This is a genomic window from Sinorhizobium numidicum, assembly GCF_029892045.1.
Lineage (GTDB): Bacteria > Pseudomonadota > Alphaproteobacteria > Rhizobiales > Rhizobiaceae > Sinorhizobium > Sinorhizobium numidicum.
In genome coordinates, this window is the sequence record NZ_CP120368.1 from 2,152,002 (window position 1) to 2,175,959 (window position 23,958).

20 protein-coding genes and 3 pseudogenes are annotated in these 23,958 nt (G+C 61.4%); 7 read left to right on the forward strand and 16 right to left on the reverse strand.

Features of this window, described 5'->3' with window-relative positions:
* Window positions 1-349: 349 nt before the first annotated feature.
* The 3 genes from PYH37_RS21500 to PYH37_RS21510 all read left to right on the forward strand — a co-directional run bounded on the left by PYH37_RS21500 (window position 350) and on the right by PYH37_RS21510 (window position 2,203).
* Window positions 350-556 carry a hypothetical protein gene (locus PYH37_RS21500; protein ID WP_280733426.1) on the forward strand — a complete coding sequence of 69 codons (207 nt, stop codon included), beginning with the start codon at window positions 350-352 and terminating at the stop codon, window positions 554-556.
* Between the two features lie 200 nt (window positions 557-756).
* Window positions 757-1,443: a fumarylacetoacetate hydrolase family protein gene (locus PYH37_RS21505; RefSeq protein ID WP_280733427.1), complete on the forward strand. Its 687-nt coding sequence runs from the start codon at window positions 757-759 to the stop codon at window positions 1,441-1,443.
* Between the two features lie 229 nt (window positions 1,444-1,672).
* Entirely contained in the window at window positions 1,673-2,203 is a 531-nt protein-coding gene (locus PYH37_RS21510; protein WP_280733428.1) for a gamma carbonic anhydrase family protein, read from the forward strand.
* 112 nt (window positions 2,204-2,315) lie between these two features.
* Here PYH37_RS21510 and PYH37_RS21515 read toward each other — a convergent pair whose 3' ends face one another.
* From PYH37_RS21515 to PYH37_RS21525, 3 genes are read right to left on the reverse strand one after another with little or no spacing between them, the layout of a single operon-like run.
* A complete protein-coding gene (locus tag PYH37_RS21515; RefSeq protein WP_280733429.1) occupies window positions 2,316-2,711 on the reverse strand; it encodes a Fur family transcriptional regulator in 396 nt (131 codons plus the stop codon).
* Window positions 2,711-3,535 (reverse strand): zinc ABC transporter permease subunit ZnuB, encoded by an 825-nt coding sequence (gene znuB, locus PYH37_RS21520; RefSeq protein WP_280733431.1) that lies wholly within the window; start codon window positions 3,533-3,535, stop codon window positions 2,711-2,713. The genes PYH37_RS21515 and znuB overlap by 1 nt, the downstream gene beginning before the upstream one ends.
* The gene (locus PYH37_RS21525) at window positions 3,528-4,436 is read right to left on the reverse strand and encodes an ATP-binding cassette domain-containing protein (RefSeq protein ID WP_280733432.1); all 909 of its coding nucleotides are present in this window, start codon (window positions 4,434-4,436) and stop codon (window positions 3,528-3,530) included. The genes znuB and PYH37_RS21525 overlap by 8 nt, the downstream gene beginning before the upstream one ends.
* A 148-nt stretch (window positions 4,437-4,584) precedes the next feature.
* On the opposite strand from PYH37_RS21525, the gene znuA reads away from it, so the two are divergent.
* Window positions 4,585-5,598: a zinc ABC transporter substrate-binding protein ZnuA gene (gene znuA, locus PYH37_RS21530; protein ID WP_280733433.1), complete on the forward strand. Its 1,014-nt coding sequence runs from the start codon at window positions 4,585-4,587 to the stop codon at window positions 5,596-5,598.
* 114 nt (window positions 5,599-5,712) lie between these two features.
* Here znuA and PYH37_RS21535 read toward each other — a convergent pair whose 3' ends face one another.
* Together PYH37_RS21535 and PYH37_RS21540 are read right to left on the reverse strand one after the other, a co-directional pair.
* The gene (locus tag PYH37_RS21535; RefSeq protein WP_280733434.1) at window positions 5,713-6,081 is read right to left on the reverse strand and encodes an RcnB family protein; all 369 of its coding nucleotides are present in this window, start codon (window positions 6,079-6,081) and stop codon (window positions 5,713-5,715) included.
* Between the two features lie 126 nt (window positions 6,082-6,207).
* Window positions 6,208-7,824 (reverse strand): glycoside hydrolase family 43 protein, encoded by a 1,617-nt coding sequence (locus PYH37_RS21540; protein WP_459117318.1) that lies wholly within the window; start codon window positions 7,822-7,824, stop codon window positions 6,208-6,210.
* 346 nt (window positions 7,825-8,170) lie between these two features.
* On the opposite strand from PYH37_RS21540, the gene PYH37_RS21545 reads away from it, so the two are divergent.
* Together PYH37_RS21545 and PYH37_RS21550 are read left to right on the forward strand one after the other, a co-directional pair.
* Window positions 8,171-8,746: a TRAP transporter small permease subunit gene (locus PYH37_RS21545; protein ID WP_280733436.1), complete on the forward strand. Its 576-nt coding sequence runs from the start codon at window positions 8,171-8,173 to the stop codon at window positions 8,744-8,746.
* Window positions 8,743-10,539: a TRAP transporter large permease gene (locus PYH37_RS21550; RefSeq protein ID WP_280733437.1), complete on the forward strand. Its 1,797-nt coding sequence runs from the start codon at window positions 8,743-8,745 to the stop codon at window positions 10,537-10,539. Before PYH37_RS21545 ends, PYH37_RS21550 begins: the two co-directional genes overlap by 4 nt.
* 103 nt (window positions 10,540-10,642) lie before the next feature.
* Here PYH37_RS21550 and PYH37_RS21555 read toward each other — a convergent pair whose 3' ends face one another.
* The 11 genes and pseudogenes from PYH37_RS21555 to PYH37_RS21595 all read right to left on the reverse strand — a co-directional run bounded on the left by PYH37_RS21555 (window position 10,643) and on the right by PYH37_RS21595 (window position 22,198).
* A complete protein-coding gene (locus tag PYH37_RS21555; RefSeq protein WP_280733438.1) occupies window positions 10,643-11,749 on the reverse strand; it encodes a TRAP transporter substrate-binding protein in 1,107 nt (368 codons plus the stop codon).
* A 294-nt stretch (window positions 11,750-12,043) separates the two neighbouring features.
* Window positions 12,044-13,072, reverse strand: a complete 1,029-nt coding sequence (gene mgrA / locus PYH37_RS21560) for an L-glyceraldehyde 3-phosphate reductase (RefSeq protein WP_280733439.1) — start codon at window positions 13,070-13,072, stop codon at window positions 12,044-12,046.
* Between the two features lie 148 nt (window positions 13,073-13,220).
* Entirely contained in the window at window positions 13,221-14,354 is a 1,134-nt protein-coding gene (locus tag PYH37_RS21565; RefSeq protein WP_280733440.1) for a Gfo/Idh/MocA family protein, read from the reverse strand.
* 19 nt (window positions 14,355-14,373) lie between these two features.
* Window positions 14,374-15,135, reverse strand: a complete 762-nt coding sequence (locus tag PYH37_RS21570; RefSeq protein ID WP_280733441.1) for a sugar phosphate isomerase/epimerase family protein — start codon at window positions 15,133-15,135, stop codon at window positions 14,374-14,376.
* Between the two features lie 122 nt (window positions 15,136-15,257).
* Window positions 15,258-17,732, reverse strand: a complete 2,475-nt coding sequence (locus tag PYH37_RS21575; protein WP_280733442.1) for a beta-mannosidase — start codon at window positions 17,730-17,732, stop codon at window positions 15,258-15,260.
* A gap of 88 nt (window positions 17,733-17,820) precedes the next feature.
* Window positions 17,821-18,090: pseudogene (locus PYH37_RS32490) on the reverse strand (TOBE domain-containing protein); the annotation flags it as partial.
* A 12-nt stretch (window positions 18,091-18,102) separates the two neighbouring features.
* Window positions 18,103-18,192, reverse strand: a pseudogene (locus PYH37_RS32495) (hypothetical protein); the annotation flags it as partial.
* Window positions 18,168-18,906 (reverse strand): annotated as a pseudogene (locus PYH37_RS21580) (ABC transporter ATP-binding protein); the annotation flags it as partial. The pseudogenes PYH37_RS32495 and PYH37_RS21580, both read right to left, overlap by 25 nt.
* 6 nt (window positions 18,907-18,912) lie before the next feature.
* The gene (locus tag PYH37_RS21585) at window positions 18,913-19,830 is read right to left on the reverse strand and encodes a carbohydrate ABC transporter permease (RefSeq protein ID WP_425336163.1); all 918 of its coding nucleotides are present in this window, start codon (window positions 19,828-19,830) and stop codon (window positions 18,913-18,915) included.
* A 19-nt stretch (window positions 19,831-19,849) separates the two neighbouring features.
* The gene (locus PYH37_RS21590; RefSeq protein ID WP_280733445.1) at window positions 19,850-20,758 is read right to left on the reverse strand and encodes a carbohydrate ABC transporter permease; all 909 of its coding nucleotides are present in this window, start codon (window positions 20,756-20,758) and stop codon (window positions 19,850-19,852) included.
* 204 nt (window positions 20,759-20,962) lie between these two features.
* Window positions 20,963-22,198, reverse strand: a complete 1,236-nt coding sequence (locus PYH37_RS21595) for an ABC transporter substrate-binding protein (RefSeq protein WP_280733446.1) — start codon at window positions 22,196-22,198, stop codon at window positions 20,963-20,965.
* 637 nt (window positions 22,199-22,835) lie between these two features.
* Here PYH37_RS21595 and PYH37_RS21600 point away from each other — a divergent pair.
* The gene (locus PYH37_RS21600) at window positions 22,836-23,897 is read left to right on the forward strand and encodes a LacI family transcriptional regulator (RefSeq protein ID WP_280733447.1); all 1,062 of its coding nucleotides are present in this window, start codon (window positions 22,836-22,838) and stop codon (window positions 23,895-23,897) included.
* Window positions 23,898-23,958: the final 61 nt, after the last annotated feature.

Genomic DNA, 23,958 nt, shown 5'->3' on the forward strand with positions numbered 1-23,958 from the left:
GCCGATCGCTCTCGCGCGAACGCAATAGTATTTATAATACTTATCTATCTCCCTGTATTTGTAATATTAATGGCGCGAATTCCCTAAGATTTTTCTCGCCGCCTTGCTTGCAGGGCAAAGTCCTTTCTAATATAAGCTATGGCGTAACTATTAAACCGCAGGCGTGCCGCCGAGATCATCCCGAGCGGCACGACCGATCTCGAAATGACACGGAAATCTTCGCGAAACCGCCCGATTTCTGTCGCGAATCCTTCATTTGTTGCCGCTATATTCTGAGGTGCCTCATAAAAAACAATTTCGGGGCGTTCTAATCCTCAGCAAAAGGGAAAAAATAAACGGGAGAGTCACCATGAGCGAGAGCAATCTCTATCGCATCGTCGAAGTCAGCGTGAGGCGCGAAAGCGGCCGCAAAGACATCGGCATCATGACCGTGCGCCAGGCCCTTGAACTTCCCGAGGTACCGAGCCTCGAATACAGCCACCCCGAGCTCAACTCGCGCTCGGATGGCCGGTTCCTCACCCGCGACCAGCTTAAGGCCTACGCCCGCTATGCCTGAGCGCGGCGATCGCGGACCCAACCGTCGCCAGCACAAGTTTGTCTTTTGCGGCAGCCCCTTCGGCTGCTAACTTCCAGATCCAGATTCGCTACAGCACCCCGTGTCCATTCGGACACGCGAGGTCGCTGTAGCGTTTCGATTTTTTTCAGGTTTCCGGCGGGACCGCGTCCCGTCGGGCAACGCGATGAACCCGGACGATCATGGAAACCGTCATACCGCCCTCGCCCGCCGTGCTGCTGCCGATTTCCGGCCGCCTCGTCGGCTTTCCCGTGCGACGCGTCTATTGCGTCGGCCGGAACTATGCCGCCCATGCTGTCGAGATGGGGCACGATCCCGACCGCGAACCGCCCTTCTTCTTTCAGAAGAACCCCGACAACCTATTGCCACCCGGCCAGGATTTCCCCTATCCGCCGCGCTCCTCCGATGTGCATCACGAGGTGGAACTGGTCATAGCCTTGCGGAGCGGCGGCGCCGACATTCCAGTCGAGGATGCGGTCAACCACATCTACGGCTATGCGGTCGGCATCGACTTCACCCGTCGCGACCTGCAAGCGGAGGCAAAAAAAGCCGGCAAGCCCTGGGCAGCCGCCAAGGCTTTCGAGCACTCCGCACCGATTTCGGCAATCGTGCCGGCCCAAACGATCGGTCACCCGACCCGGGGCAATATCTGGCTGAAGGTCAATGGCGACCTACGCCAGCAGGGCGATCTCGACCAGATGATCTGGAAAGTGCCGGAAGTCATCGCCGAACTTTCGAGCATCTTCACGCTGGCGCCGGGCGACGTCATCATGACGGGAACACCCTCCGGCGTCGGCCCGGTAGAGCGGGGCGACGTCGTGACCTGCGGCGTTGACGGCGTTGCGGCGCTGTCCGTCAAGGTCGTCTAGATCACGATGATTTTGGGTAGGGTCGACCCAAAAATCATGAACGTGATCGATCCCGATAAGTTACCGCGGGATGCGGGCGGAAAACCGCGCACATTTTTCCTCATCCCGCTCTGCAGCGCCGTGCGCCTTTTCAGACGCACAAAGGTCGCTATAGCACTTTGAATTGCTGCGTGGTTTTATCATTAAATCGATCCGATTAAGGACACATGCAGTAGTGAAGGAGCCTCCAATGCCACTCTACGCCCTCGGATCACTGCAGCCGCAAACGCCGCCGGAAGGCAGCTACTGGGTCGCGCCTGACGCCAACGTCATCGGCCAGGTCGAGATCGGCGAGGACGTCGGCATCTGGTTCGGCGCGACGCTGCGCGGCGACAACGAGCCGATCCGCATCGGCGCGCGCACCAATATTCAGGAAGCCGTCGTCATCCACGTCGATTCGGGTTTCCCGACGACGATCGGCGAAGGCTGCACCATCGGCCACCGCGCGATCATTCATGGCTGCACGATCGGCGACAATTCCCTGATCGGCATGGGCGCCACGGTGCTCAACGGCGCGAAGATCGGCAGGAACTGCCTCATCGGCGCCAATGCGCTGATCACGGAGGGCAAGGAATTCCCGGACAATTCGCTGATCGTCGGCTCCCCGGCCAAGGTGGTGCGCACACTCGATGATGCCGCCGTGGAAGCGTTGAAGCGCTCGGCCGAACATTATGTGAAGAACTCGGAGCGCTACGCCGCCCAGCTCACGCTGCTGGATTGAGTTGCCACCGGTCTTTCCCGCGACGAGACGCAGCGCCTCCACGAAAATAGCTTCGCATAGAGCTGAACCACCGGCGCGGCCTGCTGCTGATCAAATAGCTCCGTGATGTCAATCAGACGCAGCTCTTGCAGTGGCCGCGAATTTCGATGGTCGTCTTCTCGGTCTTGAAGTCTTGCGCGCGAACAAGTGTCGAGAGACGCTGCTCGATCGCTTCGTCGTGGAACTCCGTGACCTGTCCGCAGTCTTCGCAGATGGTGAAGGCCGTTACCCCGTGATCGTGCTCATGCTCGTGCGGGCATGTACAGGCGACGAAGGCGTTGAGGCTTTCAAGCCGATGAACGAGCCCGTATTCGAGGAGCTTGTCGAGCGCGCGGTAAACCTGCAGCGGCGCGCGAAAGCCCTGGTCGCGCAACTTGTCGAGAATGGTGTAGGCGCTGAGCGGCCCATCCGAATGGGCAAGCGCACCCATGACCAGGGACTGGTTTTTCGTCAGTTGCGGCATGCCCATCAGTGACGTCCTCCATGCGAATGTGACGCGCTCTCGATCCGCCGGCCGACCGGCAGGAGACTGAGCACGAAAAGTGACAGCGCCGCGACGACGATAGACGGTCCGGATGGCGTGTCCCAGTGGAGCGAGCCGAAAAGACCGCCGGCGACGGCAAGTGCGCCGATCAGCGACGCGAGAACCGCCATCACCTCCGGCGAGGTTGCGAAACGGCGGGCGGTCGCCGCCGGTATGATCAGGAGCGATGTGATCAGCAGGATGCCGACGATCTTCATGGCGATGGCGATCACCAGCGCCATCAGCAGCATGAAGAAGAGCCGCGCTCTCTCCGGTTTCAAGCCCTCGGCCTCGGCGAGTTCAGGATTGACGGTCGAGGCGAGCAGCGGCCGCCAGAGATAGACGAGCGCGAAGATCACCAGGATGCCGCCGCCCCAGATGATATCGATGTCGTATTCGGAGACGGCAAGAATATCGCCGAAGAGGAAGCCGACGAGATCGATCCTCACCCAGGTCATGAAGGCGACGATCACAAGGCCGATCGACAGCGCCGAGTGCGACAGAATGCCGAGCAGCGCATCCGTCGACAGCACGCCGCGCTTCTGCAGGAAGAGCAGGAGCAGCGAGACGATCGAGGCGACGATGAAGACGCTCACCATCAGATTGAGTTCGAGAAGCAGCGACAGCGCGACGCCGAGCAGCGCCGAATGCGCCATGGTGTCGCCGAAATAGGCCATGCGACGCCAGATGACGAAGCAGCCGAGCGGACCCGCCACCATGGCGATGCCGATGCCGGCGACGAGCGCGCGAATGAAGAAATCGTCAAGCATCGCGCTTCTCCTCCGTTTCAAAGCCGTGCAGCCGCGCGTGGTGTCCGCATCCGCAGTCGGGATCATGATCGTGCACGTCCTCGGCCGCTTCGTGGTGGTGGTGGCCGTCGCCCGGAAAACAGCTTTCGGCGATGCTGCCGTCCGCGTGCAGCACCCGCCCGTCCGGAAGATGGGTGTGGTCGTGGTGGTGACTGTAGACGGCAAGCGCGCTGGCGGCGCGGCGGCCGAACAGTTTCAGATATTCGGGGCTCTGGCTCACCGCCTGCGGCGTTCCGCGGCAGCAGACATGGCCGTTCAGGCAGACGACCGTATCGGTTTCCGCCATGACGATATGAAGATCATGCGAGATCATCAGTATGCCGCAGCCGGTCCGGTTACGGATCTGCTTAATCAGCTCGTAAAGTGCGATTTCGCCGGAAAAATCGACGCCCTGTACCGGTTCGTCGAGAACGAGCAGATCGGGCTTGCGGGCAATCGCGCGTGCCAAGAGCGCCCGCTGGAATTCGCCGCCGGATAGATGCTGCACCTCCGCCTTTGCCATGTGCAGCATGCCCGTCGCGGCAAGTGCTTCCTCGATCTCGCGGCCCTTCAGCGGTCCTGTCAGCGTCATCAGCCGCTCGACCGTCAGCGGCAGGGTCCAGTCGACGGAAAGCTTCTGCGGCACATAGCCGACCTTCAGGCCTGCGATCCGCTCGACATGGCCCTCGTCCGGCTTGAGCACGCCGATCGCCGTCTTCGCCGTCGTCGATTTTCCCGACCCGTTCGGCCCAATCAGCGTCACGATTTCACCGCGGCTGATCGAAAACTCGACGCCCCGCACGAGCCATCGCCCGTTGCGGCGCACGCCCGCATTGGTGAGGCCGACGAGCGGAGACGCTTCTGGTGATCGGAAATTCAGCATCGAAAAAATTCCGGATTGGTCGTTGCCACTGGCTATCGCACACGTTATAGCATAACGCAATTGATGTAATAACATTACAGGACGGTGTTGCGCAACGTCGAAGCGCAATGTCGTTACTGCGCCATAACTTTCAACCTCGGAGTAACCGATGAAATCGACGTCCGCCCTGCTCTTTGCATCCACCGTCCTCCTGTCGTCGCCGGCCTGGGCAGATGGACCCGATGTGGTGGCCTCCATAAAGCCGGTCCACTCCCTCGTCGCCTCGATCATGGAGGGCGTGGGCGAGCCGTCGCTGATCGTGGAGGGTGGCGCCTCGCCGCATACCTACAACATGAAACCGTCGAATGCCGCCGCTTTGCAGGCGGCAAAGCTTGTATTCTGGATGGGTCCCGGTCTCGAAGCCTTCCTTGAGAAGCCGCTCGATGCGCTTGGCGAGGGCGCCAAGGTCGTTGAACTCAGCGAAGCGCCGGGGATCGAGAAGCTGAAGTTCCGCGAGGGCGGCGCTTTCGAAGCCCACGTTGACGAGGACGAACATGGTGCCGAGGAAGCCGGCAAGGACCATGACGGCGATGACCATGCCGCCCAGCCGGAAGCCGCCGCCGAACACGATCATGACGAGGGTCACGATCATGCCGAGGGCGAATTCGACATGCATATGTGGCTCGATCCGATGAACGCCAAGGCGATGGCCGCAGAGATCGAGAAGGCCCTGGCCGAGGCGGATCCGCAAAACGCCAACGCTTACAAGACCAATCTGGATAAGCTCAATCAAAGGCTCTACGCGCTGGACAAGAACCTCGCTGAGACGGTGGCACCGGTCAAGGACAGGCCTTTCGTCGTCTTCCACGACGCCTACCAGTATTTCGAGCATCGTTATAAGGTGCGCGTCGCCGGCTCGATCACCGTCAGCCCCGAAGTGTTGCCGGGCGCCGAACGGCTTTCGGAGATCCACGCCAAGATCGAGGATCTCGGCGCAACCTGCGTCTTCGCCGAGCCGCAGTTCGAGCCGAAGCTGATCAATGTCGTCATCGAAGGCACGCCGGCAAAATCCGGTACGCTGGATCCTGAGGCGGCGACCCTCGACGCCGGGCCGGATCTCTACTTCCGCCTGATGGAAAATATCGGCGCGTCGCTGAAATCCTGCCTCGCCTCGGCGAGCTGAAGTCGTCCTCCCAAGACGGCGAAGGCGGGCTCGCAAGCCCGCCTTTTCTTGTTCCGTGACGTCTGACCCGGCCGGCGGACTGCGCCCCTCCCGTGCCTTTCTGCGATCGCGGGATCAGTGAGCTGATGCCAAGCCGACGATCACACCGGTCGCAAGGCTGATTAGCAGGAACTCGTTGTCGACGCGCACCCATTGCTGCCCCCGCGGCGGCGAGCGCAGCTTGTAGCGGCGATAGTCGCGAACATAAGCCATATGGCGGCGCTCGGCCGGGCTCAGCCGATTTCCGCGTGTCCAGCGATGTTTCCTGATGATGACGCGTTTTTCAACCGTCTTTTCGACACGCTTTTCGATATGGCGATCAGCCGGCCTGTGGCGATAGCGGTCATGCGCCTGTGCAAGCTCGAAGGAGCCCGCTGTTTGGGCAAGCGCCATCGGCGTTGCGAGGAAGGAGCTGGCGACCAGCATGATCAGAAGACGTTTCATAGGGTTTCCTTTCGTAGTGCCCCTTGAAACTAGGCTCTCAAAGCTGAACGGAATATGAAGTCATGCATTACAATTCTGTAATGATAACTGAGGCTTATATCGATTTTCTTATAGACGGATTTCAGCCTAGACGCTGATCGCCTGGTAACGAAACCGGTCGAAATCGGCCGGCATGGCGCAGCCAGAGGTGTCGAACGCGAACATGCCCGTGAAGGCTCCGGTGAAGGAGCCGTGCTCACCACGCCCGCCTTCGTCCGAAATCATGCCGGCATCGAGCACCGGCCCGACCGGGATCCAGCGATCCCGCGCCACCGCTCTCCAGAAGAACTGAAGATCATTGTCCCTCACCTCCATGGCGAGATGGACCGGACCTTCAGGGATGGCGACGCCGCTGCCGACCGGGAACTCCAGCCGCCCATGCGGAAAATCGCCCGGGCAGGAAAGGATAATCACGACACGTCCGAGCGTCTCATGCCGGGTGACGCCGAGCGCATGAAATTTGTGCCGGTTATAGTAGTGCGTGAGGCCCGCGACCTGCTGGTAGGTTTCGGGCGCAAACTCGACGGCGGTCTCCGCCCGGAAGAAATGGTGCTCCTGCCGCCGCGCCACCAGCGCCTGCTCGAACCAACTGCCAATGCTCTCGCGGCCGAAGAGGCGGAGGTGCCCCTCGCGCCATGTGAGCGAGAATATCCGCTCCGGCACGGGTGTACGCAGCCATTGGAACTCGAAGGGAAGCTCTGGCTCGTCAAAATCGGTCTCGATCGCGGCCGGCTGCAGGAGAGCGCTCGTACGGGCCGGCGCAGCCACTGTTACGTCCGGTACCACGCTGCCGTTTTCGAGATAGAGCCAGCCATCCTCGCGCCAGACGCATTTTTGCAGCGCCGTCTCGCGGCCGAGCGTGCAGCGGCGCAAGGGCGGCAACGGACGGCCGCAAAGATGGGTGTGGTAGGGCTGCCCGTCCGGCGTCTCCACGTACTGGCCGTGCCCGGCCCGCTGGAGCGCGGCCTCGGGGTGATCCTTCGACGTGATGAGATGGACGTTCGGATGCATCTCGTAAGGGCCGTCGATCGCGCGCGAACGCGCCATCGTCACCGCGTGGTCATAGCCCGTACCGCCTTCGGCCGTTGTCAGATAGTACCAGCCGTCGCGCTTGAAGAGATGCGGCCCCTCGACCAGGCCGAGCGCGCTGCCGGCAAAGATGTTCTTGACCGGACCGACGAGCTTGCGGGTGCGCTCATCCCATTCCTGTAGCAGAATGCCGTCGAAGGCGGGATGCTTCGGCGCCCCGCCGAAGCTCTCGGTTCGGTGGTTCCATTGCATGTTGAGGAACCATTTGCGGCCGTCGTCGTCATGGAAGAGCGAGGGGTCGAAACCCGACGAATTGACATAGACCGGATCGGACCAGGTCGCCTCGACGGCTTCCGCGGTGACGATGTAATTGTGGGCGTCCTTGAAGTTTCCGTCGAAGCGCTTGACGTCGGTGTAGACGAGCCAGAACAACCCGTCGCAATAGGAAAGGCATGGTGCCCAGACGCCGCAACTGTCGGGATTGCCGCGCATGTCGAGCTGGCTCGCACGCTCAAGCGGGCGGCGTATCAAGCGCCAGTTCACGAGGTCGCGTGAATGGTGGATCTGCACACCCGGATACCATTCGAAGGTTGAGGTGGCGATGTAGTAATCGTCGCCGACCCGGCAGATCGACGGGTCGGGATTGAAGCCCGGCAGGATCGGATTGCGGATCATCGCGGCCATCTGTTGCTCCTCCATTTCGGCGAAGCATCCAGCCCGAAACTCGGGGCCGTTTCAAGGCCTGTGTGACGGTTTCCCCATCAGGAAATAGCGTCCGCCAGGCCCCGAATCGCCTCTGCATCGGGGCGACGGTTCGCGTGCCCTCGAAGACGTTGAAGTGGTAGCCATTCGCTTGCGCCTAAGCTCTAGGCATTCCCGACCGCCTCAACACCCTACTTTCGTATAAGGATCTGTCGCCAAGTTGAAAAATGGGAGCGCGGACTTGAAAGGAGGCTTGAAATCGGCACTGTAACTGTGCTTGGCAAAAGACTAAAAAACCAGCCATGCGGGGAGGTATTTGATGAAATCGTTACTCGGCTTCAGCCGATTGATAGACGCCGTCACCGAAAAGATCGGTAAGGCAGTCTCCTGGCTCATTCTGGTCGCTGTGCTCGTCAGCGCCGGCAACGCCGTTATCAGAAAAGCGTTCAACGTGTCGTCCAACGCCTGGCTCGAGGCGCAATGGTACCTGTTCGGCGCAGCCTTCATGTTTGCCGCCGCCTACACCTTGAGCCAGAACGAGCACATTCGGATCGATGTCGTCTACGGCATGTTTTCGCGCCGCGTGCAGCATTGGATCGACCTCTTCGGCCACGTCTTCTTCCTCATGCCGTTCGTGCTGCTGATGCTCTATTACCTCGTGCCCTACGTCCGGATGTCCTACGTATCAGGCGAGCTCTCCTCGAGCGCCGGCGGGCTGGTCATATGGCCGGCCAAGGCCATCCTGCTGATCGGCTTCATCCTGCTCGCGCTGCAAGGCGTTTCGGAAATCATTAAGAAGATCGCCATCATGACCGGAAACATGGACGATCCGACCCCTTATGTGCCGACCCACGCGCCGCTTGAGGACGCCGTCGTTCCGGAGGTGCGCCCGTGATCGAATTCATCGCTGAAAATCTGGCGCCGATCATGTTTCTTTCGCTGATCGTGTTCCTGTTGCTGGGTTATCCCGTCGCCTTCTCGCTCGCCGCCAACGGCCTCCTGTTCTTCATCATCGGCGTGGAACTCGCACCCCTTTCCGATTCGATCAATCTCTCCTGGCCGCTGCTCAATGCACTGCCGGAACGGTTCTGGGGGGTGATGTCCAACGACACATTGCTTGCCATCCCCTTCTTTACCTTCATGGGCATCGTGCTCGAACGCTCCGGCATGGCCGAGGACCTTCTCGACACGGTCGGCCAACTTTTTGGTCCCATCCGCGGCGGGCTTGCCTATGCGGTGATTTTCGTCGGCGCGCTACTCGCCGCGACGACCGGCGTGGTCGCGGCCTCGGTCATTGCGATGGGCCTGATTTCGCTGCCGATCATGCTGCGCTACGGCTATGACCGGCGCGTCGCCTCCGGCGTCATCGCCGCCTCCGGCACGCTCGCTCAGATCATTCCGCCGTCGCTCGTGCTGATCGTTCTCGCCGACCAGCTCGGCCGCTCCGTCGGCGACATGTATGCCGGCGCGCTGATCCCGGGTCTCGTGCTGACGGGCCTCTACATGGGCTACATCCTGCTCATGTCGTTCCTGAAGCGCGATTCCATGCCGGCGCTACCGCTCGAGGCCCGCACGCTCGGTTCGGGGGTGACGTCGCTCATTATCGCGCTCGCCGTCGCCGCCGGCATCGCCTACGCGGCCCATGTCTATCTGTCGCCGACGCAGGGCGAAAACGCGGATATCCTCGGGGCGACCGTCGGCGTCGCGTTCATCTATGTGGTTGCTCTCATCGACAGGACTCTCAAAGTCAATGCGTTGTCTCGGCTGGCGCAGCAGGTCATCATCGTCCTGATTCCGCCGCTGGCACTGATCTTCCTCGTGCTCGGCACCATCTTCCTCGGTATCGCGACGCCGACGGAAGGCGGAGCGATGGGCGCGGTCGGCGCCCTGATCATGGCCGCGGCCAAGGGCCGGCTGAACATGGATGTCATCCGCGCCGCACTCGCCTCGACGACGCGTCTTTCCGCCTTCGTGCTGTTCATCCTGATTGGCGCGCGTGTGTTCTCGCTGACCTTTTATGGCGTCAACGGGCACCTGTGGGTGGAGCACTTGCTGACCGCGCTGCCGGGCGGCGAAGTTGGCTTCCTGATCACCGTCAACGTGCTCGTCTTCTTCCTGGCGTTCTTCCTCGACTTCTTCGAGCTCGCATTCATCATCGTGCCGCTGCTCGCACCGGCGGCCGACAAGCTCGGGATTGATCCCATCTGGTTCGGCGTGCTGCTCGGCATCAACATGCAGACGAGCTTCATGCATCCGCCCTTCGGTTTCGCGCTCTTCTACCTGCGCTCGGTTGCAGCGAGAGTGCACTACCTCGACAAGGTAACCGGCAAGATGACGCAACCGGTGACCACCGGCCAGATCTATTGGGGTGCCGTGCCCTTTGTCGGCATCCAGATCCTGATGGTGGCGCTGACGATCCTCTTCCCGCAGATGGTCCTGCACTACAAGGGAAGCGGCGCGGTGGTTGATCCGTCGACGATCAAGATCGAAGTGCCCGGCTTCGGCCAGGGAGGCGGAGGCCTGACGCTGCCGGACAACGGCGGTGGCCTGGGTCTCCCCGGCGGTCTGCAACTCCCCGGTGGCAGTCCGCTCGACGGCGGCCAGCAGCAGCAACCGGGGCAACAGAACGCCCCTCAGCAGAACAAGCCGCCGGCGACCGATCTTAGCGCACCGCCGTCATTCAACTGAATGCGGAAGGGCCGTCCGCCGCGTCGGCCCTCCTCCTCTCGTCCATAAAACAAAAACCCCGGAGCGCCGCTCCGGGGTTTTTGTTTCGACGATGAAGCGCAGCTCAGACTTTGCCGTTGCGCTGCTGGATCATCATGAAGGTGTCGTAGTTGTATTCGGCGATCTGCGCGTTGAGATAGTACTCGCCGCGGAACGCCTTGATCGACCCCCAGATCTTCTTGAAGGTCGGGTTCGTGGCCTCCATTTCCGCATAGACCTTGTTGGCCTCATCGAAGCAGGCGGAAAGGATTTCCGGGCTGAACGGGCTCAGCTTCGCGCCGGCCCCGACGAGACGCTTGATCGCCGCCGGGTTGAGATAGTCGTACTTCTGCAGCATGTTGGCGTCGGTCGCCTGGCAGGCGGTGCGCAGCAGCGACTGGTAGGCCTTCGGCAGGCCGTCGAAAGCAGCCTTGTTGAACATGGCATGCACGGTCGGCCCGCCTTCCCACCAGCCGGGATAGTAGTAGTACGGCGCGACCTTGTAGAAGCCGAGCTTCTCGTCATCGTAGGGACCGACCCATTCCGCGGCATCGATCGTGCCCTTTTCCAGAGCGGGGTAGATATCGCCACCTGCAAGCTGCTGCGGGACGAGACCGAGCCTTTCCATGACCTTGCCGGCGAAACCGCCGACGCGCATCTTCAGGCCCTTCATGTCGGCAACGGTCTTAATCTCCTTGCGGAACCAGCCGCCCATCTGCACGCCGGTATTGCCGCCGGGGAAGCCGATCAGACCCTGGCCCGCCAGGAACTCGTTGAACATGTCGATACCGCCGCCATGGTAGTGCCAGGCGTTCATGCCGCGCGCATTAAGCGCGAAGGGCACGGCAGAGCCGAGCGCCCAGACCGGGTCCTTGCCCCAGTAATAGTAGGCAACCGTGTGGCAGGCCTCCACCGTGCCCGCTGCGGTCGCGTCGGCGGCCTGCAGGCCCGGGACGATTTCGCCCGCGGCAAAGACCTGGATCTGGAAATTGCCGTCCGTGGCTTCTGACACATATTTCGACAATACCTCGCCGCCGCCGTAGATGGTGTCGAGCGACTTCGGGAACGACGAGGCAAGGCGCCAGTTGATCTTCGGATTCGTCTGCGCGATGGCCGGTGCTGCGAGCGCCGTTGCGGCAGCCGCACCCAGGCCCCCGAGGCTCGCGTTTTTGATGAATGAACGGCGATCCATAATTCCTCCCTATTTCCCGCCATGACGGTCGCAGGCGCGTTCGCTACCTGCAGTACCGTCCGTTGAGCCATTTTCTCGACCCGCCCCAGCGTGCCGAAAGCTCACTCCTCCTTGTTTTACCCGCCGCGCGAAACAAAAAACGTCCCCGCAAGTCGGCCGGCAACATCGCACCATACATATTCACTAATGCATGTCCAGCAGCGGTTTTCCGGCGCCTTCTTCGACTTTTGTCTAAGACACCGGAGTCGCTTAGAAATTGCCTAAAATCCAGGCAAATCAAAGCATTCGGGGCTTTCAGAGCTCCGCGGAAGAGGCCCAGAGATTGATATCGGCCTCACGCGCGTAAATATCGATCTCGGCCAGTTCCTCCGTCGTGAAGGTGTCGTTATCGAGTGCATTGACACAATCGATGATCTGCGAGGAACGGCTGGCGCCGATCAGCGCCGAGGTAACGCGCCCGCCGCGAAGCACCCAGGCGAGCGCCATTTGCGCCAGCGTCTGCCCGCGCCGCTCGGCTATGGCATTCAGCTTCCAGATGTTGTCGATGATCGAGGGGCGGATGAAGTCCTTCTTGAGGAAATGGTTCTGGGCCGCGCGGCTATCCTCGGGGATGCCGTTCAGATACTTCGTCGTCAGCATGCCCTGGGCGAGCGGCGAAAAGACGATCGAGCCGATACCGAGCTCTTCGAGCGTGTCGATGAGATTATCATCCTCGACCCAGCGGTTGAGCATGGAATAGCTCGGCTGGTGGATGAGGCACGGCGTGCCGAGATCCTTCAGGATCGCCGCAGCCTCGCGGGTGCGCTGCGAATTATAGGATGAGATGCCGACATAAAGCGCCCGGCCCGAACGCACGATGTGATCGAGCGCGCCGCAGGTTTCCTCGAGCGGCGTATCAGGGTCGAAGCGATGGGAATAGAAGATGTCGACATAGTCGACGCCCATGCGTTTCAGGCTCTGGTCGCAGGAGGCGATCAGATATTTGCGGCTGCCCCATTCGCCATAGGGCCCCGTCCACATGTCATAGCCCGCCTTTGAGGAGATGATCAGTTCGTCGCGCAGGCCGGCGAAATCGCTTCTCATGATCTCGCCGAACGCGGTCTCCGCCGAGCCGGGTGGCGGGCCGTAGTTGTTGGCGAGGTCGAAATGGGTGATACCGAGGTCGAAGGCGGTCCGGCACATGTCGACCTTACGCTCATGCGGCGTGTCGCCACCGAAATTATGCCACAGCCCCAGCGAGATCGCCGGCAGCTTCAGGCCGCTCCTGCCGCAGCGATTGTATTTCATCGTCTCGTATCGGTTTTCCGCCGGTTGCCAGGCCATTTGTCATGTTCCTTCGTTTCGGATCGGTGCTTGGATACCCCTCGCCGGCCCCTCCCCACAAGAGGGAGGGGCTCGCATGGCCGACATTCTACCGCCGCGCCCTAGCCTGCGTGTGGTGGGGAGCCCGGCGTCAGCTCCCGGCAAGACATCAGCGCAAGAGCGCCTGCGCCTCTTCGATGCCAAGCGCCGCCGGCTGCGTGCAGGTTGTCGAAAGCGTCACGAATTTGCCCTCCTCGCCAGACTTCAGGATCGACACCATGACGTCGACGCCGTGCAACGCACGCTCGAGTGAGCAGCGCGCGTCGCGGCCCTTGAGGATGGCGTCCGCCAAGTCGGCGAGCCCCGCGGTTCGGTAATTGGCGATCGGCCCCTGCGGGTGATCCCAATTGTCGACAGCGAAGGGATGCTCCCACATTTCCAGCGGCTGGATATCCTTGTTCCGCCCGCTCGCCTCGACCTTGCCGCCGAAGAAATTCGGGTCCGGCACGAACAGCGATCCATCGGTGCCATAGAGCTCCATATTGCCGTGGCGGTGCGACCAGACATCCCAGCTTGCCGAAAGCGTCACCGTCGCGCCGTTGTGAAATTCGAGCAGCGCATGGATATTGGTCGGCGTCTCGACCGAGATCACCTCCCCCTTGCGTGGTTCGCTGGTGATGGTGCGCGTCGGGTTGGCGATGGAGGAAAGCGCTGCGACGCGCTTGACCGGTCCGATCAGGTTGATGAGATTGGCGATGTAATAGGGACCGAGATCGAGGATCGGGCCGCCGCCCGGCAGGAAGAAGAAGTCCGGATTGGGGTGCCACATCTCCATGCCGGGGCTCATGACATGGCAGGTTCCGGAGGTGACGCGGCCGATCTTGCCGGCATCGATATAGTCGCGGGCAAGCTGGTGCGCGCCGCCGAGGAACGTATCCGGCGCACAGCCGACCGTCAGCCCCTTCGCCTTCGCAACCGCCCTTAGTTCCTCTCCCTGCTCCAGCGTGAGAACGAGCGGCTTTTCCGAATAGACATGCTTGCCTGCCTCGAGGATCCCCTTCGAAACCGGGAAATGTGCGTCCGGGATCGTGAGGTTGACAATGATGTCCACCTCCGGATTGGCGAGCAGCGCCTCGATGCTCTGCGCCGTCACGTCATATTCAGCGGCGCGCGCGTCCGCCGCCGCCGGATTGAGGTCGGCGCAGGCGACGATCCTTATGCCCTTGAAGAGCGGCGCGAGCTTGAAATAGGTGGTGGAGATGTTGCCGCATCCGATGATGCCGACGCCAAGTTCTTTTGCCATGGAGCTACCCGTTAATTGATCAGTAGGATTGAATGGAGGCCAGCGAGCGCTTGGCGAAACGCCGGAAGTCGCTCGGATTGTCATGTTCGGCGATGAAGTATTTCGCCGAGGTCGCGGAGAGCGCGTCGATAAGCCTCTTCCAGTCGAGCGTGCCGTCGCCGACGTCTGCCCAACCATCCTCGTCGGTTTTCTCGCCCTTCGGCGCGATATCCTTGACGTGGACGGCGGTGATGCGGCTGCCGTATTTCGAAATCCAGGCGAATGGATCGGCGCCGCCGCGTACGATCCAGGCGATGTCGGCTTCCCAGGAAAGCTCGGGTCCGCCCGCGAAAATGTGGTCCAGCGGCACCGAGCCGTCCGGAAGGGCGTGGAACTCGAAATCATGATTGTGCCAGCCGAAGTCGAGCCCGGCGTCACGGAACGGCTTACCCGCTGCCTGCAGCCTTTCGCCGAAGGCACGCCAGCCAGCCGCGTCGCTCGGCCGCTGATCCGGCATGAGATAGGGGCAATAGATGGCCCGGATGCCGAGCGCATTGGCAATCTGCAGGACGCGCACCGGATCGTTTTCCAGCATGTCGAGGCCAAAATGGGCGGTCGGCATGGTAAGGCCGTTGCGCTCAAGGCCGGCCTTGAAGGCAGCGATCTCCGCATCGGTAAGTGCGGCGTAGAGCGCGCCGTATCCTTCCACCTGGGTGTAGCCGGCGGAGCCAAGGGCTGAGAGCACTTCGGCCAGCGGCGGAAAATTGCGGGCGCTATAAAGCTGGAAGCTGACGTTTTTCATCGAAATTCTCCTCGTGTATTTCGTTGGAACGGTTTGCGGAAAATGGGAACGGCCGCGCCGGATGCTTGGGCTATTGGATCGTCTTCGGTTGCGGAGGGCCACGTGTTTTCGATGGATTGCGCTCACCCCTTCCCTTGGCAGGATTCGAGGTCATAGGCGCTGAACCGCGGCATCGCGCCTTCGCCGAGCGCCACCCTCGGCATGAAGCGGATGGCTTTGGATTCGCCCGCCACCAGATCGAAGGCATTATCGGAATAGCGGCCTTCGACGTCCGCCTCGACCATGACATGAAGCGCGAGGCGGGCGGCGGTAACCGTCAGCTCGTAACTGCCCTCCGGTTGCGGCGTCGCCTCGACCGTGAGGCCGGACGGCGCGAGGTCCAACGACTTGTAGGTGCCGTGCACGTAATGCCCCTCGCCGCGCATGCCGTTGGATGCCTCGAAGGACCAGAAGAGAAGCGCATCCTCCGGAATGTCCTTTGCCGCGATGGTGACAAGCGTTGCGGCGCGATCCGGCGAACACGTGCCCGCCACTGCTACCAGCGGCCGGCGCTTGCCATCGAGCGAGACCAGGAACGTCTGGAGCTCGACGGCGGCCGGTTCGGCAGTGTCGTTCACCATCGAGAAGGCGATCTCGTTGCCGTCTGCGGACGGAATGGCGGCGACCGCGACCGGCTGGAAGAAGCGCCGCGCCATATAGTGCAGGGCTTTCCAGTTGCCGCCATAGTCGAGGCTCGACCAGGAGGCGACCGGCCAGGTATCGTTGAGCTGCCAATAGAGCGTGCCCATGCAATGGGGTTTCAGCGACCGCCAATAGTCGACGGCGGTGCGGATCGCCAAACCTTGCTGGATTTGGCTCAGATAGACGAAGCTCGGAAAATCCTTCGGAAAGCGGAAGTAGCGGAACATGGTACCGGCGATCCGCTCGTTGCCACCGGCATTCTTCTGGTGCGCCTCCATCACCGGTGAGGCGATGTTGAGGTCCCGCGCCCCGGCGAACTGGCGGATCACCGGCATCGACGTGTAGGACTGGAAGCCGAACTCCGAACAGAAGCGCGGCCGCACGCTTCGGTAATTGTCGAAAGACTTGTTCTCGTGCCAGACGGACCAATAGTGCATGTCGCCGGCGCCGTCCGCATGCCAGGCATCGCCGAAATTGAGGTACCCGACCGAAGGGCTCGACGGCCACCAGATCGCCTCCGGGCAGGCCGCCTTCATCGCCGTTTCGACCGTTCGGTTCAGCCGGTCATAGGAAACGAGATAACGGTCGCGGTCCTTGCGGCTTTCTTCAAACCAGTTGAGCGCACCGACGAGTTCGTTATCGCCGCACCAAAGCGCGATCGACGGGTGGGAAGACAGCCGTTTGACCTGGTAGTCCACCTCGGCAGCGACGTTCTCCAGGAAGTCTGGCGTCGAGGGATAAAGGTTGCAGGCGAACATGAAATCCTGCCAGACGAGCAGGCCCAGCCGATCGCAGAGATCGTAGAACCAATCGGGTTCGTAAAAGCCGCCGCCCCAGACGCGGATCATGTTCATGTTGGCCTCGACTGCCGATCGCAGCAGATCCTCGACCCCTTCAGACGTCACGCGCGACATCAGCGCATCGGCGGGTATCCAGTTCGCGCCGCGGCAGAAGATCTCGCGACCGTTGACACGGAAAGCGAAGCGGTTACCCGCCTCGTCGTTGTCGGTAACGAGCTCGATCATGCGGAAACCAACCTGGCGCGTCACGATCTCTCCGGGAAGCTCCACCTTCAGGATCGAAAAGGCCTGCTCGCCGCTACCGGCCGGCCACCAGCGCTTCGGGCTAGCGACGGTGAAGACATGGGTGATGCTGGTTTCGCCGGCGCCGACCGCGCAGTCCAGGCGCTCGCGTTCGCCACTCAGCTCGAAATGGATGGGCACGATGCCGGGATCGCGGGCAAAGAGCGTGGCGGTCACCAGGAGATCGACCGAACCGTCCTCCAGCCAAAGCTGGCGCGTCGTGACATGCTCGATGCGCGCCGTCTCCAACCGGCAGAGCGCAAGCGAGCCGTAGATGCCGAGCGGGGCGATGGCGATGTTCCAGTCCCAGCCGAAATGGCATTGCGGCTTGCGCAGCATGTTGCCGTTGGCGATCGGAGAATTGCCCTCGTGATAGGGCACGTAGAAGGGCTGTGCCGCCTGCCGGCGCGCGCCCTCGGCAATCGAGGAATGAAGCACTATGCGGATGCGGTTCTCGCCGGCGGCAAGGGCATCCGAGACATCGGGGCGGTAGCGGCGAAAGCAGTTCTCCGCCTGCAGCACCAGCCGCTCGTTGACGAAGACCGAAGCCACCGTGTCGATGCTCTCGAAATCGAGATACCAGCATCCGCCCAAATCATCCGCATCGACGATGACGGTGCGCTCGAGCACCCAGTCCTTGTGCGCCACCCATTGGACGCCCGCCTCGTTCCGGCCGATATAGGGATCGGCGATGAAATCGGCCCGCTGCAGGGCACTATGGACGTCGCCCGGCAGCGTTATGGTGAGCGCATGACTGTTGTCAGTGGAGGCGAGCAGCCAGTCACCGGAAAGATCGATGCGGCCGGCGTCGCGGTTCGAGGTTTCGGAAGACATTTCCACAGTCCACTCATTCGCCGGCGACGGCACCGGCATCTCACCGTTCATACGAACCGGGTTACGGGCCCGGCGCGCTCGATTGCTGTTAGAGGCGGTTTTCGCTGGCGGCGTCGAAGATGGAGGCAACGCCCATGTCGAACGAGAGGCGGACAGTGCTGCCCGGGGGATAGCGCCGCTGGCCGGCGATGCGCACCGACATGGATTGACCGGCAAACGTCAACCACAGCAGATTGTCCGCACCCATCGGCTCTTCGATGTCGACGACGGCCTGATGTGCCGCTGCGCCGGCGCCCGCCTCGTCGACCCTGACGTGCTCCGGCCGCAGGCCTAGCACCACCTTCTGCCCCGGCTGAAGCTTCGCACGCCCGGGATAGGCAGTGACGTCGAAGGCGATTCCATCGACGCGAACAAGGTCGCGGCCGTCCCTCGCCTCCACCTCGCCGCGGAAGAAATTCATCGACGGCGAGCCGATGAAGCCTGCGACGAAAAGGTTTTCCGGCGCGTTGTAGATCGTCATCGGATCGGCAAGCTGCTGGATCACACCGCTTTTCATGACGGCGATGCGATCGGCCAAAGTCAGCGCCTCGATCTGGTCGTGGGTCACGTAGATCATGGTGTTCTTCAGCGACTGGTGCAGCCGCTTGATCTCCACGCGCAACTCGGACCTCAGCTTGGCATCGAGGTTCGACAACGGTTCGTCGAAGAGAAAGACATCGACGTCGCGCACCAGCGCCCTGCCGATGGCCACGCGCTGGCGCTGGCCGCCGGAAAGCTCTGAAGGCTTGCGCTTCAGCAGCGGCTGGATCTGCAGAATTTCCGCAGCGCGCTTGACCCGCTTGTCGATCTCAGCCTGCGGCAGCTTCGCGACCTTGAGGCCGAAGGAAAGGTTCTTCTCGACCGACATTTGCGGATAGAGCGCGTAGGACTGGAACACCATGCCGATGCCGCGGTCCTTCGGCTCCTCCCACGTAACATTGCGATCCTTGATGAAGATCTGCCCTTCGGAGACGTCGAGCAGGCCGGCGATGCAGTTCAGGAGCGTGGATTTGCCGCAGCCGGACGAACCGAGGAGAACAAGGAACTCGCCGTGGTCAATGTCGAGATTGAGCTTGTCGAGGACGGTGACGGCGCCGAAATTGAGCGACAGATCCCTGACCGAAACACTTGTCATGCTTGCTTATCCTTTCACTGCACCGGCCGCGATGCCGCGCACGAACAGCCGGCCCGAAATGAAGTAGATCGTCAGCGGTACGAGCCCGGTCAGGATCGTCGCCGCCATATTGACGTTGTATTCCTTCACGCCCTGTACCGAATTGACGATGTTGTTGAGTTGAACGGTCATCGGGTAATATTCCGGCCGGGTGAAGACCACGCCGAACAGAAAGTCGTTCCAGATGCCGGTCACCTGCAGGATCATCGCAACCACGAAGATCGGCAGCGACATCGGCAGCATGATCTTCAAGTAGATCGTCCAGAAGCCTGCGCCGTCGACGCGTGCCGCCTTGAATAGTTCCTCCGGCAAGCCGGCGAAATAATTGCGGAACAGCAGGGTCAGGATCGGCATGCCGAATATCGTATGCACGATGACGAGGCCGGTCAGCGTCCCATAGACGCCTATTTCACGAAGCACGATCACGATCGGATAGATCATCACCTGGTAGGGGATGAAGGCGCCGACGATCAGAATGGTGAAGAACAGATCGGCGCCTTTGAAGCGCCAGTTGGCGAGCGCATAGCCGTTGATGGAGGCGATCGCGATCGAGATGATCGTCGAGGGAACGGTAATGCGCACCGAGTTCCAGAAGCCGCGCGAAAGCCCGTCGCAATTGAGTCCGGTGCATGCCTCCGCCCATGCCTTCACCCAGGGCTCGAAGGTGATCTCCAGCGGCGGCGCGAATGTATTGCCGACGCGGATTTCCGGCATGCCCTTAAGCGAGGTCATGATCATCACGTAGAGCGGCAGCAGGTAATAGAGAGCCACCACGATCAACGTGCCGTAGACTATGATATTGCGGCGCGAGAGCCTCCTGCGCGGCTTGCGCCCGCGCGGACCGGACGTGACCCTGGCGGGAACCGCGTCGGTAGCAGCAATCATCCTCTTGTTGGTGGCGATATCATCCACGCTTGCGCCCTCCTCCGAATTCCAGATACGCCCACGGCACGATGATGATCGCCACTGTCACGAGCATCATGGTGGAAGCGGCGAAGCCTTGGCCCAGGTTTTGGGCCAGGAACATGTAATCGTAGACGTATTTCGCCGGCACCTCGGACGCGATACCCGGACCGCCGCTCGTTTGCGCCACGACGAGGTCGTAAACCTTGACGATACCGCTCGCGATGATCACCAGGGTGGTGATGAAGACCCCGCGCATCATCGGAATGATGACGAAGACATAAGTCTTCCACATCGGGATGCCGTCGATACGCGATGCCTTCCAGATATCCTCATCGATGCCGCGCAGGCCCGCGAGCATCAAGCACATGACAAGGCCGGTACCCTGCCAAAGCGCTGCGATCAGGATGCCATAGATGACGATGTCGGCATTGTAGAGCGGGTCGAAGGAGAAGCTTGTCCACCCGAGAGCCCGCACGACCGACTGGATTCCATATTGCGGATTGAGCAGCCATTGCCAGACCAGCCCCGTCACGATGAAGGACAAGGCGAACGGATAGAGCATGATCGTGCGGAAGGTGTTCTCGAAGCGAATCTTCTGATCCATCAGCGCTGCAAGCACAAAGCCGATCACCAGGCTGAAGATCAGCGAGAAGAAACCATAGACGGCGAGATTCTGGATCGACATGAGCCAGCGCGGCGCCGCCCATAGCCGCTCGTACTGATCGAACCCGACGAAGGTCAGGCGCGGCAGCAGCTTCGAATTGGTAAAGGAATAGACGACCGTCCAGACTGTGCCGCCGAGGAAAATGACCAAGGCCGTCAGAATCATCGGGATAGAGGCGATCTTCGCATTCAGGTTCCGCAGCCACCGATTCGGGCGAGCCGAGCCGCGTATTTGACCTGCCATGTTTCCTCCTCCGGAAATGCAATGGTTTTCGGATGGGCGGCACGCGCGGCAAACAACCCGCCGATACGCCGGGCGCCTCACCACAGTCGTAGCCCTTGCGCGCCGATGCCGGCCGCCGTGGACCTCGGTCCCTGCCCCGGCGCGAATTCCTCGTGCCAAAGGCTGGCCCCGCGAAAAACGCAGGGCCGCCTCAGGAGCCGGACGTCAGTCTGCCGCCGCAATGATCTCGGCGAAGCGCTTCTGAGCGTCTTCCGGCGTCATCGACGGATTTGCAAAGAACTCCGAGAAGAGGTCTTCCTTCTGCTTCTGGCTGTCGGGCGAAAGCAGCTGGTCGGTGCCTTGGATCACATTGCCCTTGGCAAGGATGTCGAGGCCTTTCTTCATGCAATCGTTGGCGGCTGCGAGATCCACGTCGCCGCGCACCGGCAGAGAGCCCTTCTTCAGGTTGAACGCGACCTGGGTTTCAGGCTTCAGCAAGGTCGATGCCAATACGTCCTGAGCCTTCGACTTCTCCTCGTCCTCCAGCAGCGGGAAATAGAATGCGTCGCCACCGGTCGAGATCACCTCGTTGACGCCGAGGCCGGGAAGGCAGGTATAGTCCACGCCGGCTTTCTGCCCCGCCAGCTGGAACTCGCCCTGCGCCCAGTCGCCCATGATCTGGCCGCCGGCCTTGCCGGTGATGACCATATTCGTCGCCTGGTTCCAATCCTGGACATTGCTGCCCTTCGCCATGCGGCGGGCATCATCGGCAGACTTGAAGACCTTGGCGATCTCCGGTCCGGCAGCCACTTCCGCGTCCTTCTTACCAAAGACATTCTCGAACGTGTCCTTTCCGGCGATCGCCACCATCAAGACGTCGAAGGCTCCAGCTGCCTGCCACGGCTGACCGCCGAGAGCGAGCGGCACGATGCCGGCCTTTTCAAGCGCGGGGGCCGCGGCAACGAATTCATCCCAGTTCTTCGGCACCGGGACGCCCGCCTGTTTGAAGGCGGCGTTCGAAAGCCATAGCCACTGCCAGGAGTGGATGTTTACGGGGGCGCAATAAATCTTGCCCTCGATGGTGCAGGAGTCGAGCAGGCTCGACGGCTTGACGATCTCCTTCCAGTTCTCGCGCGTGGCGACATCGGTGAGGTCGCGCATCAGCCCCGCCTCCACCAATTCCTGCGCCTGACGGCCATGGTTGAATTGGGTCGCGCCCATCGGGTCGCCGCCGGTGATGCGGCTGATCATGATCGGACGCGCGGTACCGCCAGAGCCGGCGATCGCGCCGTCGACCCACTTGTTGCCGGTTGCATCGAATGCCTTCGCCAGTTCGGCGACGGCTGCGGCTTCGCCACCGGAAGTCCACCAATGCGTCACTTCGAGATCGACGGCATTGGCCGCGCCGAAAGGCAGAGCGACGGTTGCGGTCAGGGCCGCAGCCAGAGAACGTATTTTCATGAGTCTCCTCCCTCACTGTAACGTTACCGGAAAAACTTAGTTCAAACGATTTTGGTACGCAACACCCACAACGAACAATTCAAAACAATAATCTATTTACACGTTTAGAGCGCATATCATTTCCAGTTGAGCGCCGATTGGTGATGCGTTCCAGTATTGAATCGGACGCGCGGGCCATCCGGTAACATACGTGTTTTTAAAGGATATTTTAGAACCTATACAGTCTCCGTGAAACCGAAGGCGTTCGCAAGTGCAGCATCAGCGTCCGCGCATGCAGGATTCAACCATATGGTTATGCGCTTCGCACCGCAGCAACGAAAAAGCTCGACATCGCTACTGTATCGTTACAGATTTTAGGGAGCGATATGGCCCGACGGAATCTGGTCACCCGTTACAATTCGTATATAAGCGGGCGGGGGACGCGTGGGGCGCATCGCGATCGATGCTGGCGGCATGCTGCAGTTCAAGTATCGAGATTGGAAACGGTCAGCAAAAAATGTCCCGGAGCGGGATGAGCATAACGGGCGGTCCTCCGCCGGTGCCCCCCGCTCTATCTTAGGATTGGTGATCGCGATGACGTGGAGTTCATGCAGCCCACAATCACCGCGAGACGAGAGAGCGGGCTAAAGTGACGGGGATGGACAGCAAGACGAAAAACAGGACGGCGGCGACGCCGCCACCGGACGGCGGCAGGCCGACGCTGAAGACGATTGCCTTCATGACCGGGCTCGGGATAACCACCGTTTCCCGCGCGCTGAAGGACGCCCCCGATATCGGCGCCGAGACCAAGGAACGCGTGCGCCTCGTCGCAAAACAGATCGGCTATCAGCCGAACCGTGCGGGCGTGCGCCTTAGAACCGGCAAGACCAATGTCATCAGCCTCGTGCTGACGCTGGAGGAAGAGATCATGGGCATCACCAGCCCGATGGTCATCGGCATCACCGAAGTCCTCGCCGGCACGCAATATCACCTGGTCGTTACCCCCTATAGTTCCACCAAGGATCCGCTCGGCCCGATCCGCTATATTCTCGACACCGGCGCGGCCGACGGCGTCATCATCTCCCGCACCGAGCCGCACGACCCGCGCGTGACGCTGATGACCGAACGTCACCTGCCCTTTGCCACGCATGGACGCACCGAGATGGGGATTACCCATCCCTATCACGATTTCGACAACGAACGCTTCGCTTATGAGGCCGTGCGCAAGCTGGTCGGAAGGGACAGGCGGCGGCTGGTGCTCTTGGAGCCGCCGCCGAACCTCACCTATCATTCGCATATGCGCACCGGCTTCGAACGGGCCTTGCGAGACTTCGGCGCGGAATCGGTGAGCTTTCACCAGGTCAACATCGACTACAGCCTCGTCGCCATTCGCGATGCCTTCGAGAAGCTGATGCGCTCCTCCGACGCTCCGGACGGCATCGTCTCCGGGTCCGGCTCCGGCGCCATCGCGCTGATCGCCGGCGTCGAAGCGGCACGCAAGAAGCTCGGCGTGGATGCCGACATGGTCTCCAAGGTACCAAGCGATTTCCTGCGCTGGCTTCGCCCCGAAGTCATCACCATGCATGAGGATATCCGCCTTGCCGGCCGCGAACTCGCCAAGGCGGTGATAGGCCATATCGAAGGCCGACCGCCCGAAACCCTGCAGAGCCTCAGCCAGCCGGAATTCCAGCCGCCGGTGTCCGCCTCGATGAAAACCTAGCGCGGGATGAGGAAAAGTGTGCGCGGTTTTCCGCCCGCATCCCGCGCTAACTTACTAGAAT

Bases quoted from the DNA above. Each gene is read 5' to 3' on its own strand.
- PYH37_RS21500 (WP_280733426.1), top strand. From the start codon at position 350: ATGAGCGAGAGCAATCTCTATCGCATCGTCGAAGTCAGCGTGAGGCGC.
- PYH37_RS21505 (WP_280733427.1), top strand. From the start codon at position 757: ATGGAAACCGTCATACCGCCCTCGCCCGCCGTGCTGCTGCCGATTTCC.
- PYH37_RS21510 (WP_280733428.1), top strand. From the start codon at position 1,673: ATGCCACTCTACGCCCTCGGATCACTGCAGCCGCAAACGCCGCCGGAA.
- PYH37_RS21515 (WP_280733429.1), bottom strand. From the start codon at position 2,711: ATGGGCATGCCGCAACTGACGAAAAACCAGTCCCTGGTCATGGGTGCG.
- znuB (WP_280733431.1), bottom strand. From the start codon at position 3,535: ATGCTTGACGATTTCTTCATTCGCGCGCTCGTCGCCGGCATCGGCATC.
- PYH37_RS21525 (WP_280733432.1), bottom strand. From the start codon at position 4,436: ATGCTGAATTTCCGATCACCAGAAGCGTCTCCGCTCGTCGGCCTCACC.
- znuA (WP_280733433.1), top strand. From the start codon at position 4,585: ATGAAATCGACGTCCGCCCTGCTCTTTGCATCCACCGTCCTCCTGTCG.
- PYH37_RS21535 (WP_280733434.1), bottom strand. From the start codon at position 6,081: ATGAAACGTCTTCTGATCATGCTGGTCGCCAGCTCCTTCCTCGCAACG.
- PYH37_RS21540 (WP_459117318.1), bottom strand. From the start codon at position 7,824: ATGATCCGCAATCCGATCCTGCCGGGCTTCAATCCCGACCCGTCGATC.
- PYH37_RS21545 (WP_280733436.1), top strand. From the start codon at position 8,171: ATGAAATCGTTACTCGGCTTCAGCCGATTGATAGACGCCGTCACCGAA.
- PYH37_RS21555 (WP_280733438.1), bottom strand. From the start codon at position 11,749: ATGGATCGCCGTTCATTCATCAAAAACGCGAGCCTCGGGGGCCTGGGT.
- mgrA (WP_280733439.1), bottom strand. From the start codon at position 13,072: ATGGCCTGGCAACCGGCGGAAAACCGATACGAGACGATGAAATACAAT.
- PYH37_RS21565 (WP_280733440.1), bottom strand. From the start codon at position 14,354: ATGGCAAAAGAACTTGGCGTCGGCATCATCGGATGCGGCAACATCTCC.
- PYH37_RS21570 (WP_280733441.1), bottom strand. From the start codon at position 15,135: ATGAAAAACGTCAGCTTCCAGCTTTATAGCGCCCGCAATTTTCCGCCG.
- PYH37_RS21575 (WP_280733442.1), bottom strand. From the start codon at position 17,732: ATGTCTTCCGAAACCTCGAACCGCGACGCCGGCCGCATCGATCTTTCC.
- PYH37_RS21585 (WP_425336163.1), bottom strand. From the start codon at position 19,830: ATGATTGCTGCTACCGACGCGGTTCCCGCCAGGGTCACGTCCGGTCCG.
- PYH37_RS21590 (WP_280733445.1), bottom strand. From the start codon at position 20,758: ATGGCAGGTCAAATACGCGGCTCGGCTCGCCCGAATCGGTGGCTGCGG.
- PYH37_RS21595 (WP_280733446.1), bottom strand. From the start codon at position 22,198: ATGAAAATACGTTCTCTGGCTGCGGCCCTGACCGCAACCGTCGCTCTG.
- PYH37_RS21600 (WP_280733447.1), top strand. From the start codon at position 22,836: ATGGACAGCAAGACGAAAAACAGGACGGCGGCGACGCCGCCACCGGAC.